This window comes from Curtobacterium sp. NPDC087082 (assembly GCF_044745045.1).
GTDB lineage: Bacteria > Actinomycetota > Actinomycetes > Actinomycetales > Microbacteriaceae > Curtobacterium.
Window position 1 is genome coordinate 215,803 of record NZ_JBIUZN010000001.1, and the last position, 14,167, is coordinate 229,969.

At 72.7% G+C, this 14,167-nt stretch carries 14 protein-coding genes; 2 read left to right on the forward strand and 12 right to left on the reverse strand.

What is annotated here, in order from left to right:
- Positions 1-28 precede the first annotated feature (28 nt).
- Complete coding sequence (locus ACIPEP_RS00930) at positions 29-1,999, forward strand: Ig-like domain-containing protein (protein ID WP_402716202.1); 1,971 nt, start codon at positions 29-31, stop codon at positions 1,997-1,999.
- Between the two features lie 254 nt (positions 2,000-2,253).
- On the opposite strand, the gene ACIPEP_RS00935 is transcribed toward ACIPEP_RS00930, so the two are convergent.
- Positions 2,254-2,673, reverse strand: a complete 420-nt coding sequence (locus ACIPEP_RS00935; RefSeq protein WP_071294394.1) for a DUF3151 domain-containing protein — start codon at positions 2,671-2,673, stop codon at positions 2,254-2,256.
- A 288-nt stretch (positions 2,674-2,961) separates the two neighbouring features.
- Between ACIPEP_RS00935 and ACIPEP_RS00940 the strand changes: the two genes are divergently transcribed.
- Entirely contained in the window at positions 2,962-4,536 is a 1,575-nt protein-coding gene (locus ACIPEP_RS00940; RefSeq protein WP_402716203.1) for an ABC-F family ATP-binding cassette domain-containing protein, read from the forward strand.
- Positions 4,537-4,557: 21 nt separating this feature from the next.
- Here ACIPEP_RS00940 and ACIPEP_RS00945 read toward each other — a convergent pair whose 3' ends face one another.
- The 11 genes from ACIPEP_RS00945 to ACIPEP_RS00995 form a co-directional block, all read right to left on the reverse strand.
- The gene (locus ACIPEP_RS00945) at positions 4,558-5,253 is read right to left on the reverse strand and encodes an SDR family oxidoreductase (protein ID WP_402716204.1); all 696 of its coding nucleotides are present in this window, start codon (positions 5,251-5,253) and stop codon (positions 4,558-4,560) included.
- 53 nt (positions 5,254-5,306) lie between these two features.
- A complete protein-coding gene (locus tag ACIPEP_RS00950) occupies positions 5,307-5,795 on the reverse strand; it encodes a DedA family protein (RefSeq protein WP_402716205.1) in 489 nt (162 codons plus the stop codon).
- A 36-nt stretch (positions 5,796-5,831) separates the two neighbouring features.
- Positions 5,832-6,863 (reverse strand): YihY/virulence factor BrkB family protein, encoded by a 1,032-nt coding sequence (locus tag ACIPEP_RS00955; RefSeq protein ID WP_092384718.1) that lies wholly within the window; start codon positions 6,861-6,863, stop codon positions 5,832-5,834.
- Positions 6,864-6,867: 4 nt separating this feature from the next.
- The gene (locus tag ACIPEP_RS00960) at positions 6,868-7,386 is read right to left on the reverse strand and encodes a hypothetical protein (protein WP_070417102.1); all 519 of its coding nucleotides are present in this window, start codon (positions 7,384-7,386) and stop codon (positions 6,868-6,870) included.
- Between the two features lie 389 nt (positions 7,387-7,775).
- Entirely contained in the window at positions 7,776-8,819 is a 1,044-nt protein-coding gene (locus tag ACIPEP_RS00965; RefSeq protein WP_402716206.1) for a Gfo/Idh/MocA family protein, read from the reverse strand.
- Positions 8,820-8,889: 70 nt separating this feature from the next.
- A complete protein-coding gene (locus ACIPEP_RS00970; protein ID WP_402716207.1) occupies positions 8,890-9,816 on the reverse strand; it encodes a prenyltransferase in 927 nt (308 codons plus the stop codon).
- Positions 9,813-10,193 (reverse strand): lycopene cyclase domain-containing protein, encoded by a 381-nt coding sequence (locus ACIPEP_RS00975; RefSeq protein WP_402716208.1) that lies wholly within the window; start codon positions 10,191-10,193, stop codon positions 9,813-9,815. Before ACIPEP_RS00975 ends, ACIPEP_RS00970 begins: the two co-directional genes overlap by 4 nt.
- Positions 10,190-10,531, reverse strand: a complete 342-nt coding sequence (locus tag ACIPEP_RS00980; protein ID WP_402716209.1) for a lycopene cyclase domain-containing protein — start codon at positions 10,529-10,531, stop codon at positions 10,190-10,192. The genes ACIPEP_RS00975 and ACIPEP_RS00980 overlap by 4 nt, the downstream gene beginning before the upstream one ends.
- Entirely contained in the window at positions 10,531-12,162 is a 1,632-nt protein-coding gene (gene crtI, locus ACIPEP_RS00985; protein ID WP_083295095.1) for a phytoene desaturase family protein, read from the reverse strand. The genes ACIPEP_RS00980 and crtI overlap by 1 nt, the downstream gene beginning before the upstream one ends.
- The gene (locus tag ACIPEP_RS00990) at positions 12,159-13,091 is read right to left on the reverse strand and encodes a phytoene/squalene synthase family protein (RefSeq protein WP_402716210.1); all 933 of its coding nucleotides are present in this window, start codon (positions 13,089-13,091) and stop codon (positions 12,159-12,161) included. Before ACIPEP_RS00990 ends, crtI begins: the two co-directional genes overlap by 4 nt.
- Positions 13,088-14,146: a polyprenyl synthetase family protein gene (locus ACIPEP_RS00995; RefSeq protein ID WP_402716211.1), complete on the reverse strand. Its 1,059-nt coding sequence runs from the start codon at positions 14,144-14,146 to the stop codon at positions 13,088-13,090. Before ACIPEP_RS00995 ends, ACIPEP_RS00990 begins: the two co-directional genes overlap by 4 nt.
- Positions 14,147-14,167: the final 21 nt, after the last annotated feature.

The following is a 14,167-nucleotide window of genomic DNA, read 5'->3' on the forward strand; positions in this document are numbered from 1 at the left end:
GGTCTTCTCCACCAGCAGAGAGGACCCCATGCACAGCACTCCCAGGCGCGCCGTCGCGAGCGCCGCCCTGACCGCCCTCGTGGTGGTCGGCGGCGGCCTCGCGACCGCGGTCGCCACGACGTCCCCCGCGCACGCGGTCGCGCCGTTCCCGGTCACCGACCCCTTCGTCGGACTGCCGGTCGGCACGACGATGCCCGCCGGCTGGACCCGGATCGCGACGGACGACGGACAGGCAGCGATCGTCGACCACGGCGCCGCCGGACGGTGGCTGCGGCTGACCGACGACACGAAGCGGGTGAGTTCCGCCGTCTACAACGAGTCGCCCTACGACTCCAGCCACGGCCTGACGGTCGAGTTCGACCAGCGGATGTGGAGCACGACGGACACCGGGTACGCCGACGGGATCGGGTTCTTCCTGCAGGACGCCGCCGTCCCGCTCGACGCGATCGGGCCCGTCGGTGCCGGCCTCGGCTACCACGACGGCACCCGCCCCTGCGAGGAAGGCCTCGACGGCGGGGTCGTCGGGATCGGGTTCGACCGGTTCGGCAACTTCGCGCGTCCCGACGTCGTCCCGAACGCGATCACCGTCCGGGGTCCGGAGCGCGAGTGCTACCCGGCCCTCGCGACCACCGGGGACCTCGGCGACGGGTTCCTCGAAGACCGCGAGACCACGGCCGAGGCGGCCACGCACCGCCACGTGCAGATCGATCTGCTGCCGACCGACGCCGGCGGGATCCGGGTGCTCGTCGCGATGTCCGAGCCGACCGCCCCCGGCGCCGACGCGGGCGAGCTGCGCGAGGTCGTCAGCGCCGACCTGCCCGCCACGGCGCTGCCGGAACAGGTGCGGTTCGGCTTCAGCGCATCGACCGGTGGCCGGACGCAGTTCCACGAGATCCGGAACCTGCGGGCGACGCAGCCGACCGACGTCGTCACGACCGCCCACACGCTGACCAACGCGCCGGTCACCCCCGGCGAGGACGTCACGTTCGAGCTGCGGTCGGTGAACGACGGGCCGGCGACGATCGGCGGAGCGGTCGACGCCGTCGCGCGCACGGTGGCGGTGACCGAGGGACTGCCGCTGACGGACGTGCGGTGGACGTGCCGTGCAGAGGCCGGGGCGACGTGCGGCGCCGCTGCGGGACAGGGTGCGGTCGCCGCCGACTGGTCGGGCCCGCCCGGTGGTGCGGTCACGATCGCGGTGCGGGGGACGGTGCCGGTGACGACCCGCTCCGGCCTCCACACGATGCCCGTCGAGAGCGTCACGGACTTCACGAGCGACCGCCTCGACGCAGCCCGCCCCGCGATCGCGCTCGACGGTTCGGTGACCGACGTCGACCTGTCGAACAACGCCGACCGGACCGCGTTCGAGGTCGTCCTGCCCGAGGCCGTCGCGGTCGACGACGAGGGCACGACGAAGCAGGGCGAGCCGGTGACGATCGACGTCCTCGGGAACGACCCGCTCGACGGGAGCTCGGCGGACCCGGACTCGCTGCGCTTGAGCGGCGACGGGATCGAGGGGGCGGAGCTCTCGGCGGACGGCAAGCGGCTCCGGGTCCCCGGCGAGGGCGTCTGGACGGTCGAGGGCGTGCAGGTGACGTTCACCCCGGAGTCGTCGTTCTCCGGACCGGCGACGGCAGTGCGGTACCAGGTGACGACGCACGCGGGGCAGACCGTGGTGGCGGTCGTCCGGGTCGTGGTGGAGCCGGTCGAGTCGGTGGTCGTGCCGCCGACGCCGGGCCCGGGCGCGGACTCGGGCTCGGGCTCGGGCGGCGGCGCGGGATCGGGGGCCGGCTCGGGCGCGGGGCCGGGCGCTGCCTCAGGCGCTGGTGACCGCGGGGCGTCCGACGCCGTGGCCGAGCGGGCGAGCGCGCGGGGAGTGCTGGCGTACACGGGCGTGTCCGGGCCGGCCGTCCTCGTCACCGGGGCCGTGGCGGCGCTGCTGCTCGCCGCGGGTGCGTGGGTGCTGCTCGCGCGGCGGCACGCCGTGGCCGCGCGCTAGCCGCCGGCGGCTCGCCGCGGCTCGCACAACGGAAGTCACCTCGAACCAGGCGGAAGCGCGGTTCGAGGTGACTTTCGTTGTGCGCCGGCCGGGCGCGAGCCAGCCCGCTGCGCAGGCGGAGGGAGGTTCCGCGGGGTTCGTGACCGTTCTGGTTCGCGATTCCCGGGTTTCACGAACCAGAACGGTCAGCGAGCCTGCAGAGTGCGCGCACCGGCGGAGACGAGCGACGAACCGCCCGCGCCTGCGGCCGTGCGCTACGCGCTCAGCGCCGGGATCGCCGCCGGGTCGGACGCATCGAGGAACTCCGTCAGCCGCTCGGGCTCGCCCGGCTCCTCGATCGCCGAAGCCGCCCGCCGCAACGCGAACAGCGCCCGCAGCACGCCCCGGTTCGGCTCGTGCGACCACGGCACCGGCCCGGCGCCGCGCCAGCCCGCCTTCCGCAGCGCATCGAGCCCACGGTGGTACCCCACCCGCGCGTAGGCGTAGGACTCGAGGGTCGCCCCACGCTCCCACGCCTCGTCGGCGAGCAGTGCCCACGCCAGGCTCGACGCCGGGTGCGACACCACGACGCTCGCGACGGGAGCATCGGCAGCGAGGGCGGCGGTCACCTCCGGCTCGGCGGGCAGGAGCGTCTCGGGGTTCGCGGTCGGGTTCGGCAGCAGGTTCTCCGGCATGCCCCCAGCCTGTCACGGCTCGAGGGCCTTGCGCGGCCGGAGACTCCCGGCGTACCTTGGGCGGGTCCTCGTCGTCATCGCGAGGCCACCGGTGCGGGACGACCGACCGGCGGTGCGGGTGGCGGTCACGCAGGGCTCCCCGACGGAAGTGGACGAATTGCTGTCGATCACCGGATCTGCTCAGCCCTCGCGCTGACACCGTGATCGTCGCGCCCCGTCGGGCGCTCCGCCCTCCCGTGGCGGGTCCGGTGTCGTGCGCCCAGCATCGACCACCGGGGAGGCACCCGTATGCCCATCAGTCCGTCCGTCGTCCTGAACGACCTCAGTTTCGCCTGGCCCGACGGCACCGTCGCGCTCAGCCACCTCACCACCGCCTTCGGCCGTGGCCGGACCGGCCTGGTCGGGAGGAACGGTGCCGGCAAGTCGACCCTCGTCCGGCTGGTCACGGGTCGGCTCCACCCCACGTCCGGCACCATCACGACGTCCGGCCCCGTCGACCACCTGCCGCAACGCCTGCAACCGCAGAACGACGATGCGGTCGCCGACCTCCTCCGCATCCGTCCGACCCTGACGGCCCTCCGCGCAATCCTCGGCGGTGACGCCGCTCCGGAGCACTTCGACGCCGTGGGCGACGACTGGGACCTCGAGGAACGGGCAGCCGCGGCGCTCGACGGCATCGGCCTCGGCATCGGCGCCGACCTCGAGCGTCCGGTGAGCACCCTGTCCGGAGGTCAGGCCGTCCTCGTGGCGGTCGCCGGCATCCGGCTGCGGGGGCTCCCGATCGCGTTCCTCGACGAGCCGACGAACAACCTCGACCGTCGTGCCCGGAGGATGTTGCTCGACATGGTCGACGACTGGCCGGGCACCCTCGTCGTCGTCAGCCACGATCGCGAGCTCCTGGAGCACGTCGACGAGGTCGCCGAGCTCCGCGCGGGCGGCATGACCGTGTTCGGCGGGACCTTCAGCGCGTTCGAGGAGCACCTCGCGGTGCAGCAGGCCGCCGTCGAACGCGAGGTCCGGGTCGCCGAGCAGCGACACCGCACCGAGAAGCGGCAGCGCATCGAGGCCGAGACGAAGATCGCCCGTCGTGCCCGGTCCGGGGTGAAGGCCGCCGAGGGGATGCCGAAGATCTTCGCGAACGAGATGCGGAAGCGCGGCGAACAGACCGCCGGGCGGCTCCGTACCGGGTACGCCGAGGACGAGGCCGCCGCACTCGCCACCAAGCGCGAGGCAGAGGGACGGCTGCGCGCGGACGAGTCCATCCACGTGACGCTGCCCGACCCGGACGTGCCGGCGTCGCGGCAGATCGCGACGATCACGCTGCGCGGGCGGGCGACGATCGTGCAGGGCCCGGAACGCATCGCGGTCGCCGGGGACAACGGCGTCGGCAAGACGACGCTGCTCGAGCAGCTCGTCGGGGTCCCCGGCGCGCGGGCGCACCCGTTGCCCGACACGACTGCGGTCCCGCACGTCGACCGCATCGGCTACCTGCCGCAGCGGAAGGACTCACTCGACGACGCGCTGTCGGTGCTCGAGAACGTCCGGCGGGATGCCCCGCACGTCCCGCCGACCGAGGTGCGGAACCGGCTGGCGAAGTTCCTGGTCCGTGGGGACACCGTCGACCGCCCGGCAGGCGCGCTCTCGGGCGGGGAGCGGTTCCGGGTGGCGCTGGCGAGCCTCGTGCTCGCGGATCCGCCGCCGCAGCTGCTGGTGCTCGACGAGCCGACGAACGACCTCGACCTGACGAGTGTCGACCAGCTCGTGGACGCGCTCCGGGCGTACCGCGGGGCCCTCGTGGTGGTCAGTCACGACGAGACGTTCCTCGACCGCCTCGACCTCACCACGAGGATCGAGCTCCGCTGACCCGCCCCTGGCCGCAGCGGGTCAGCGCCGCCGCGTCGGCCGGATCGCCAGCGACTCGATCGTGCCCCGCTCCGGCAGGTCGACGACGGTCCGGACGGCGTCGGCCACGTCCGAGGGCGCGAGGTAGTAGTCGGTGTCGTAGTCCTCGCCGAGCTTCTCGGTCAGCGCCCGCTGCATGTCCGAGTCCGTCCGGCCCGGGTGCACGCTCGACACCCGGACGCCGTTCGCCCGTTCCTCTTCCCGCAGGGCATCGGCGAACGCCCGCAGCGCGAACTTCGACGCCGCGTACACGCCTCCGCCGGGGCCGGAGTGGAACCCGGAGCCGCTGTTGATCGGCACGACGATGCCCCGCGCGGCGCGGAGGGCCGGGAGGGCGAGCCGCGTCAGCTCGGCGACCGCGAACACGTTCGTGGCGAAGACCTGCTCCCACACCTCGCGCGGGGTGTCCGCGACGGTCGTGCCCTGCTCGACCCCGGCGGAGTGCACGAGGACGTCGAGGCGCTCCGGCAGCGGCGGGAACTCGCCCGCGCCGAGGTCGCCCACGAACGGCGACGCGCTGGGCAGCTCGGCGACGAGCGCGTCCACGGCGGCGGCGGTCCGGCCGCCGACGAGCACGTGGTGCGTGCGTCCCAGGTCGAGCGCGATGGCCCGGCCGATCCCACGGGTCGCGCCCGTGACGAGTGCGGTCGGACGGACGGGAGGCGCGGTCTCGGTCATGCGCACCACCCTACGGAAGCCGCGGGGCGGGCCGGCACCGCGCCTCCTGGACGTCAGACCCGGGACGTGTCCGCGGCGAGCCGGCGACGACGCCGGACCGTCCACACGGCGACCGAGGCGGCCGCCGCCAGCACGACGAGCACGACCACGCCCCACGGCGACCCCGCGAACGCCGCGAGCACCGCCCAGAACAGCGCGATCCCCACCGTCGCGTACACGAACGCCCACGCCACGCACCCCGGGACCATCGCGATCGTGTACCGCCACCACGGCACCCGGGCGATGCCGGCGGCCGCGTTCATGATCGTCTGCAGCCCCACGGTGAGGAAGCTGACCGTGACGACGGGCAGCCCCCAGCGGTCGAGGAGCGCCGAACCCCGACGGACCGCCGCCGAGTCGAGCCAGCGGCCCCAGCGGGACCGCGCCGCGCCGGTGACCGCGAGCCGTGCCAGCCAGTAGGTCGCCTGCGCGCGGCAGAGCACCACGACGAAGAGCGCGAGGACCAGCCACCAGAACGGGAGCCCCTCGAGGAAGGACGGCACGGGCGAACCGTAGCGACCCCGACCGGGAATGTCCCGTCAGCGGCGGTCGGCGTCCTCGCGGATCTTGATGCCGTCGAGGACGTCCTGCGCGCGCTTCTCGTCCTGCTTCTCGATCTGCCGGGTGTCGCGTTCGGGGAGCTGGATGTCCTCCTCCGCACGGATGCCGGCCTGCAGCTGCCGTCCGCGCTCGAGCTCGGCGTCGAACTCCGCGCCGAAGAGCAGCGCGTTGTTCGTGATCCACACCCACAGCAGGAAGACGATCACGCCACCGAGGGACCCGTACGTGGCGTTGTAGTTCGAGAAGTTCCCGACGTAGAAGCCGAACCCGACGCTGGCGACGACGAGGATCAGGATGGCCACGATCGAGCCGCCGCTGACCCACCGGAACTTCGGCTGCTTGACGTTCGGCGCCCAGTAGTAGAGCACCGCGACGACGATGATCGCGATGACGAGCAGGATCGGCCACTGCACGATGCTCAGGACGGTCGCGGCGGCGTCGCCGAGCCCGATCACGTCGCCGAAGCTGCGGGCGAGCGGGCCGGACACGAGCGCGAGCAGCCCGAGGACGAGCAGGACGACGGTGAAGAGCGTGACGCCGAGCATGGTCGGGCGGAGCTTCCAGATCGGACGCCCCTCGCGGACGTTGTAGATCCGGTTCATCGCGCGGCCGAAGGCCCCGACGTACCCGGAGGCCGACCAGAGCGCACCGACCACACCGACGATGAACGTGATCGGCGCCGCGGGCGAGCGCACGAGTCCCTCGATGGGGTCCCGGAGCAGGCTGACGACCTGTTCGCCCCCGATGTTGTTCACGAGGTCGAGCAGCGTGTCGATCGTCTTCTTCGGGTCGGACACGAGCCCGAGGATCGACACGACGGCCAGCAGACCGGGGAAGAGCGCGAGCACGGTGTAGTAGGTCAGGCTCGCGGCGAGGTCGGTGCACTGATCGCTGGAGAACTCGCGGAGCGTCTTCTTCAGCGTGTAGACCAGCGTGGGCTTGGTGAGGTCCGCCGGGCTGTCGGGCTTGCGGGGGTCGTCGGGTTCGGGCTTGTGCTGCTCGCGTGCCACGGGACTACCCCCTCGCCTTCAGTGCCTGCTTCGAACGCTTGGCGGCCTGCTTGCGGTTCTTCGTCGCGCGGCGCTGGACCGCGGCGATCCCGGCGCGCTGCTTGACACGTGCGCGGTGCTGCGGGTCGCGTTCGAGCGACTCCTCGGCGGCCTTCGCACGGGCCTTGCGCCCCTTGCGTCCGGGCTGACTCTGCTCGGCGGCGCCCGGGCCGTCGCCACCACGGGCCCCGAACGGCAGCAGCGCGGTGAAGGCCGACGACGCGGGCGGCTCGGCGAGGTGCCCGGCGGGGTTGTTCCGGATCGCGATGCCGACGACGATCGCCGCGACACCGGCTGCAGCGGTCACGCCCATCGCCACGAGCGGGGTGGGGTCGCGGTGCCAGCGCTGCTTGGTCTTCGCGATCGCCAGGCGGGTGCGCGCCGGGATGTCCGCACGACGACGGATCTCGGTCACGGTGTCCGTGATGCCCTCACGTGTGCGGACGTTCGCGAGTTCGAGCTCGGGGAGACTGTCCTTGGCCATTCCCCATTTCGTACACGCTCGGGCCGGGGTCGTGTCCAGCCCCGGGCGTGTCCGCGCACGGCGGACGCGGCCGGCGGGCACCGCCGGTGCCGGTGCCGGTGCCGGTGCCGGTGCCGCGAAAGCGACAGATCCGCGGGCCGGCCCGGCGTCCGTGTCGCGAAAGCGACGGGGTGCCGCGGGAACGCGACGGCAGACCGTCGCTTTCGCGGGGCGGGAGCGCGACCGGACGGCGGCCTGGAGGCGCGGGTCGGGCCCGCACCGCGCCTCCAGTCCGTGCCGCCGGAGCGACAGATCCGTGGGCCGGCCCGTCGTCTTTGCCGCGGAAGCGACAGGGTGCCGCGGGACCGCGGCGGCAGACTGTCGCTTTCGCGAAGCCGGCCCGCCGGGCGTCAGGACGGGACGACGACGTCCTCGGGCACGCCCGACGCCGCGGAGCGGCCCGCCGCCTCCATGAGCGCGAGGCTCCGCAGGTTGTCGCGACCGCTCGTCGCCGGCGCGGGACCACCGGACACCGAGCGCGCGAAGGCCTGCAGCCCGCCCTGCCGGTCGGTGTGCGCCATCGTCGGCAGCTCGACCGCCTCGGCCTCGTCGTCCTGCGTCCGGCGGACCGTCACGCGGTCCCCGGCCACCGCGTTCGGCTCCCCCGAGCGGCTCGTGAACCACAGTTCGCCGTCCTCGCCCTGGATGCTCCACTCGCCCGCCCAGGCCGTCCGGGGGCCGCGCGAGAGCCAGCTGCCGCGGTAGCTGACCACGAGGCCGTCGTCGAGCTCGATGATCATCGAGGCGACGGCTTCGTCCTGGTACTTGCTGTACGACGGGTACGACGACTTCGCGAACACGCGGACGGCCTCGCGACCGGTGATCATCCGGAGGAGGTCGAAGTGGTGGATCGCCATGTCGTTGATCATCGCGTGCGGGAACCGGTAGTGCGGGTGCTCCTCGAACGCGAGGTCGTTGTCCCACTGCCGGAAGTCGACGTTGATCGCCGAGAGCTCGCCGACGGTGCTCGCGGCGAGCAGGTCCTGCACGACCCGGGGTGCCGGGTACCAGCGGTAGTTCTGGCTGACCTGCAGCACGAGCCCGAGCTCCTCGGCACGACGGACCGCGGTGACGGCCTCGTCCGTGGTGTTGGCGAAGGGCTTCTCGACGAGGACGTGCTTGCCGGCCTCGAGCGCCTCGAGGGCGAGCGGCACGTGCGTCACGGCGGGGGCGGTGATCACGACGGCATCGGCTTCGACACCGGCGAGCGCCTCGGTGAGGGACGCGAACGCCGCCGACTCCGGCAGACCGAGGTCCGACCGCACGGCGTCCAGTGTCGCCGGGACCGGGTCGACGATCCCGACCACCTCCACTTCGGTGACCTCCGGGATGGCGGTGCGGGCCCAGTTGCCGCCCCACCCTCCGAGACCGACGTGGATGATCCGGACCGTCATGCGTGCACTCCTTCGTGGCTGGCGCCCCACGACTCCCGCGGCGCGTGCGTCCAGTCTGTCAGGGCACGGGTCAGTGCGTGAACGCGTACGCGATGAGTGCCATCGTCACGATGAACCCGGCGAGGTAGTTGATCCAGAGGAACCGCTTCCACCCGGCGTTCGCGGACTCGGCGCCCGCGTCGGTGACGTTCCACCACGGCAGCACGTTGAGGGCGTACGGCACGACGACGATCGCGGCGATCGGACCAGGGAACGCCGAGAACAGCAGTGCGACACCGGCGACGAGGTACGCCACGAACGCCACGCGCACGGTGGCGCGCGCACCGATGACGGTCGCCACGGAGCCGATCCCGCCGGCCCGGTCGGCGAGGACGTCCTGCACGGCACCGAACGCGTGCGACGCCACGCCCCACAGGAAGAACGCCACGCACACGGCGACGAGCTGGCCGGTCCAGTGCGGGCCGGCGAGCGCCAGGCCGTAGATCGCCGGCGAGACGAAGTGGGTGCTCGACGTGAGCGAGTCGAGGAACGGCTTCTCCTTGAAGCGCAGCCCCGGTGCCGAGTAGGCGATGACGGCGAACACGCTGATCGCGAGGACGAGCCACGACCACGGCCCGTTGCCGGACACCGCGCCGAGCACGACGAGCGCGACCAGGAACGGCACGTTCGTGACGACGACGGCCCAGAGCGTGGTGCGGTGCACGCTCTTGTCGAGCAGGGCACCCTCGACCCCGCCCTTGCGCGGGTTCCGCAGGTCGGACTCGTAGTCGAAGACGTCGTTGATGCCGTACATCGCCAGGTTGTAGGGCACGAGGAAGTACACGACGCCGACGAGGAACGCAACGAGCGAGAACCCGCCGCCACCCTCGACACCGACCCCGCTGCCGAGCAGGTACGCGGCGCCGAACGGGTAGGCGGTGTTCACCCAGCTGATCGGCCGGGACGACACGAACAGGGCGCGCAGGGTCGACGGCCTGGAGGCGGTGCTCGCGTTCATCGGGTCGGTTCCTCTTCGTGGGATGGCCGGATGGGTCGGTCGAACAGGACCCACAGGCTGGGGAGCAGCACAATCGCGGCGATCGAGTACGCGAGGTCCTCGACCGGGATCGCCCCGATCTTCGCACCGCTGATGAGCGCCGGGTCGTACGCCACGATCCGCAGCGTCACGATGACGTTGTCGAACACGATGGTCATGACGAGCAGGGCGATGCCGGCGACGAGCCCGGTCACGAGGGCGATCCGTCGGCCAGTCGGTGCGCGGCGGCCCCGGGCACGAGCACGTCGTGCGGCGACGATCCCGGCGGCGACGGCGACCACCGCGACCGCGGCGAAGAACGGCAGCGCGAGCAGGGCGTACGCGCCGGAGCCGGTCACGATCCGCTCCGCTCGGCCCGCCGCAGGCCCCGCGCGACGAGGGGCTGCACGAAGCCGACCAGGTTCATGGTCGTGTAGCAGAGCAGCAGGAGGAAGAAGAGCTCCTCGAGCGGGACGTCCGGCGCGAGGAGGACCCCCGTCAGCAGGTTCTGCGGCCCGATGAAGAAGATGCCGAGGGCGACCCCGAGCACGTCCCACAGCAGGAAGAACGCGACGCCGACGACCATCACGGCCGCCGCACGCCACGGCGCCCGCCAGAAGAACAGGTGCAACCGGGCATCGAGGACGGTCATGCCGACGAGTGACACCAGCAGCCCGGCGAGGTAGAGCCCGGGCATCAGTCAGTGGCGCCGGGCCGCCGGAGCGGTGCCGGGAGCGGTTCGGTGCTGGTGTCCCCGTGGATGCGCTTGAGGAGCACCTCGGCGCTGATCAGGCACATCGGCAGCCCGATGCCCGGGATCGTCGAGGCACCGGCGTAGTAGAGCCCGTCGACCTTCGCCGAGGCGTTCTTCTCGCGGAAGAACGCGCTCTGCTTCAGGGTGTGCGCCGGCCCGAGCATCGAGCCGCTCCAGGCGTTGTAGTCGTCGGCGAAGTCCCGGGGACCGATCGTCCGGCGGACCCGGATCCGGTCGCGGAGGTCCGGCACGCCGGCACGCTCGGCGACGACGTCGATGGCGCGGTCGGCGATCCGCTCGACCTCGTAGTCGCCGGCACCGTCGATGCCGCCCTTGCCGATCGACAGGTCGGCGGGCAGCGGCACGAGGATGAACAGGTTGCTCGATCCCCGCGGGGCGACCGAGGCGTCGGTCTCCGAGGGAGCGCAGACGTAGATCGACGCCGGGTCGGGGACGTGCCGGTCGGCGCCGAAGATCGCGCCGAAGTTCGCCTTCCAGTCCTCGGTGAACACCAGCGTGTGGTGCAGCAGCCCCGGCACGGGCCCGTCGACGCCGAGGTAGACGAGCACCGCGCTCGGCCCCGGGTCGCGCTTCGCCCAGTGTGCGGCGGGGTACGTGCGGTGCTCCGCGTCGAGCAGCTGCAGCTCGGTGTGCCGGAGGTCGGCGGCGCTCACCACGAGGTCGGCGGGCGCCGTGTGCTGCGCGCCCGCGCGGTCGCGGTGGACGACACCGGTGACGTGGCCGTCCTCGACGACGATCCGCTCGACCTTGGCGCCGGCGATGATCTTCGCGCCCTCACGGCGGGCGACGCGTTCGACGGCGGAGATGACCTCGGTGATGCCGCCCTTCGGGTAGAGCACCCCGTCGGCGAGGTCGAGGTGGCTCATGAGGTGGTACATGCTCGGCGCTGCGTACGGGCTCGTGCCGAGGAAGACCGCCGGGTAGCCGAGGACCTGCCACAGGCGGCGGTCCTTGACCGCGGACTCGGCGAAGGTCGAGAGCGGCTCGATGAGGAGGCGCGCGAGCTTCGGCAGCCGTCGGAGGACGTCGGGGGCCGCGAGCTTCGTGAGGTCCTGGAAGGTCGTGTAGAGGAACCGGCGGATCGCCATCGCGTAGGTGTCCTCGGACGAGGCCAGGTACTTCCGCATCCGTCTGCCGGCGCCCGGCTCGACGGACTCGAACAGGGCGATGTTCGCCTCCCTGTCGGCGCGGAGGTCGATCGGGTCGTCGTAGCCCTCGCTGTACACGCGGTACCCGGGGTCGAGCTTCTCGAGGTCGAGTTCGGCGTCGGCCGAGGTGCCGAGCAGCTGGAAGAAGTGGTCGAACACCTCGGGCATGAGGTACCAGGACGGGCCCGTGTCGAACCGGAAGCCGTCCTGCTCCCACGACCCGGCGCGGCCGCCGAGCTGCCCGCGCTGCTCGAGCACGGTCACCGAGAAGCCGTCCCGCGCGAGCAGGGCGGCGGACGCGAGTCCGCTGATGCCGCCGCCGATGACGACGGCACGTCGGGCGGGCACCTTGCGCTTGGTCGTGGTGCCGGCATCCTTCGGACTGGAGGCGCGGGGCGGGGTCACGCCGTGCCTCCCGTCCGGTGGTGGGTCGCGCGCGACCGCAGCGGCGCACGTCCGGCGAGCACCTGCGCGGCCAGTCGGGCCTTCACCGGGTTCGGGACGCGCACCCGGGTGGTGACCAGGCGGTCGGCGGGCGTGACGGCGATGCGGTCGTTGAGCTCCTGGAAGAGCGCGTGCGCGAGGCCGACGGCGTTCCGCGCGTCGGCCGGCAGCAGCCGGACGGTGCGGGCGGCCCGGTCGAGGTCGGACTGGACGTCGGCGACCAGTCGTTCCTTCGTCGCCTCGTCGAAGCTGCGGATGTCGACCCCCGGGAAGTAGGAGCGACCGAGCACCTCGAAGTCGGCGTGCAGGTCGCGCAGGAAGTTCACCTTCTGGAACGCGGCACCGAGCGCTCGGGCCCCGTCGACGAGCACGGTGCCGTCGAACGTCGGCCGGCCGGCGCGGTGGACGAACGCACGCAGGCACATCAGGCCCACCACCTCGGCCGAGCCGTACACGTAGCGGTCGAAGGACTCCTGGTCGTGCTCGGTCCGCTCGAGGTCCATCCGCATCGAGGCGAAGAACGGCCGCGTGAGCTCCGGGCCGAACCCGGTGACCCGAGCGGTCCGGGCGAAGGCGTGCACCACCGGGTTGACGGAGAAGCCGAGCGCGATCGCCCGCTCGGTGTCGGCCTCGAGCTCGTCGAGGACCGTCCGGGCGAGGTCGTGGTCGAGTCCGGCCTCGGTCGCGGGTCCGTCGACGACCTCGTCGGCGACCCGGACGAGGGCGTACACGTTGCGGATGTGCTCACGCGTGTCCTTCGTGAGCAGCCGACTGGCGAGCCCGAAGGACGTCGAGTACCGGTCGATGACGACGCCCGACGCGGCCTCGGCCGTGGCGTCGTAGAGCGGGAGCCGGGTCGTGGGACGCGGCTCCGTTCGGCTGTGGCTCACCGGGCGCGCTCCACGAGTTCGGTCACGAGGGCCTCCAGGCGGTCGGCGAGGTCGTACGGCAGTCCGGCGAGCTCGGCACGGGCGAGTGCGGTGTGCTCGGCGATCCGCGATTCGGCGGCGGCCCGGGCGCCGCAGGTGACAAGGGTCGCACGGAGTTCGGCCGCGCGCTCCTCGCTGAGGTCCGGGTTGCCGAGGTACGGCGCGATGTCCGGCCAGCACTCGGTCGTCGCGGCGTGGGCGATCAGCATCGTGCGCTTCCCCTCGCGCAGGTCGCCGAGGACGGTCTTGCCGGTCGTGCCCTCGTCGCCGAAGACCCCCAGCAGGTCGTCCACGATCTGGTAGGCGATCCCGATCTCGCGGCCGAAGGCACCGAGCGCCTCGACGATCGGTTCGGCGGCGCCGGCCAGCACCGCACCGGACTGCAGTGGCGCCTCGAACGAGTACACGCTCGTCTTCGCACGCTCCATCTGCAGGACCTCGTCCACCGTCGGCATCACCCCGAGGGCGAGGTCGACGTCGGTCATCTCGCCCGCGGCGCTGGCGAACACGGCCTCGTCGAGGAGCTCGAGCAGTCGGGCACGTCGGTCACCCGTGACGCCGGCCGACTCGATGAACCGGGGTGCGCCCGCGAGCGCCAGGTCGCCGGCGATGACCGCGGCGCTCATGCCGCGGTGCTCGGCGGTGGGCAGCGGCAGGCCGCCCGTCGTGCCCGTGTCGCGGAAGGACCCGGCGACGTTCGGCTGGCCGCGGCGCGACCAGTCACGGTCGATGACGTCGTCGTGCACGACGAGCGCGGTGTGCAGCAGCTCGTACGCGGCACCGACGTGCGCGGCCGCGTGCAGGTCGTCGCCGCCGAGGCCGGTGTAGGCGGTGAGGACCATGCGCGGGCGGAAGCGCTTCCCGCCCATGCTCGCCTTGCGGAGCACCCGCCAGAGTTCCCCGGACGGTCGTCCGTACCGCTCGGCGCGCGCCGACGACACGGCGAAGAAGCGCTCGAGGCAGTCGTCGACGAGCGCGAGGTCGATGTGCGCCACGGTGGCCGCTTCCTCGCTCATTGGCCTAACCTATCGATGCAG

What these genes read in the sequence shown, in the direction of transcription:
- ACIPEP_RS00930 (WP_402716202.1), top strand. Translation starts at nt 29, where the DNA reads ATGCACAGCACTCCCAGGCGCGCCGTCGCGAGCGCCGCCCTGACCGCC.
- ACIPEP_RS00935 (WP_071294394.1), bottom strand. Translation starts at nt 2,673, where the DNA reads ATGCCGGAGAACCTGCTGCCGAACCCGACCGCGAACCCCGAGACGCTC.
- ACIPEP_RS00940 (WP_402716203.1), top strand. Translation starts at nt 2,962, where the DNA reads ATGCCCATCAGTCCGTCCGTCGTCCTGAACGACCTCAGTTTCGCCTGG.
- ACIPEP_RS00945 (WP_402716204.1), bottom strand. Translation starts at nt 5,253, where the DNA reads ATGACCGAGACCGCGCCTCCCGTCCGTCCGACCGCACTCGTCACGGGC.
- ACIPEP_RS00960 (WP_070417102.1), bottom strand. Translation starts at nt 7,386, where the DNA reads ATGGCCAAGGACAGTCTCCCCGAGCTCGAACTCGCGAACGTCCGCACA.
- ACIPEP_RS00965 (WP_402716206.1), bottom strand. Translation starts at nt 8,819, where the DNA reads ATGACGGTCCGGATCATCCACGTCGGTCTCGGAGGGTGGGGCGGCAAC.
- ACIPEP_RS00970 (WP_402716207.1), bottom strand. Translation starts at nt 9,816, where the DNA reads ATGAACGCGAGCACCGCCTCCAGGCCGTCGACCCTGCGCGCCCTGTTC.
- ACIPEP_RS00980 (WP_402716209.1), bottom strand. Translation starts at nt 10,531, where the DNA reads ATGCCCGGGCTCTACCTCGCCGGGCTGCTGGTGTCACTCGTCGGCATG.
- ACIPEP_RS00995 (WP_402716211.1), bottom strand. Translation starts at nt 14,146, where the DNA reads ATGAGCGAGGAAGCGGCCACCGTGGCGCACATCGACCTCGCGCTCGTC.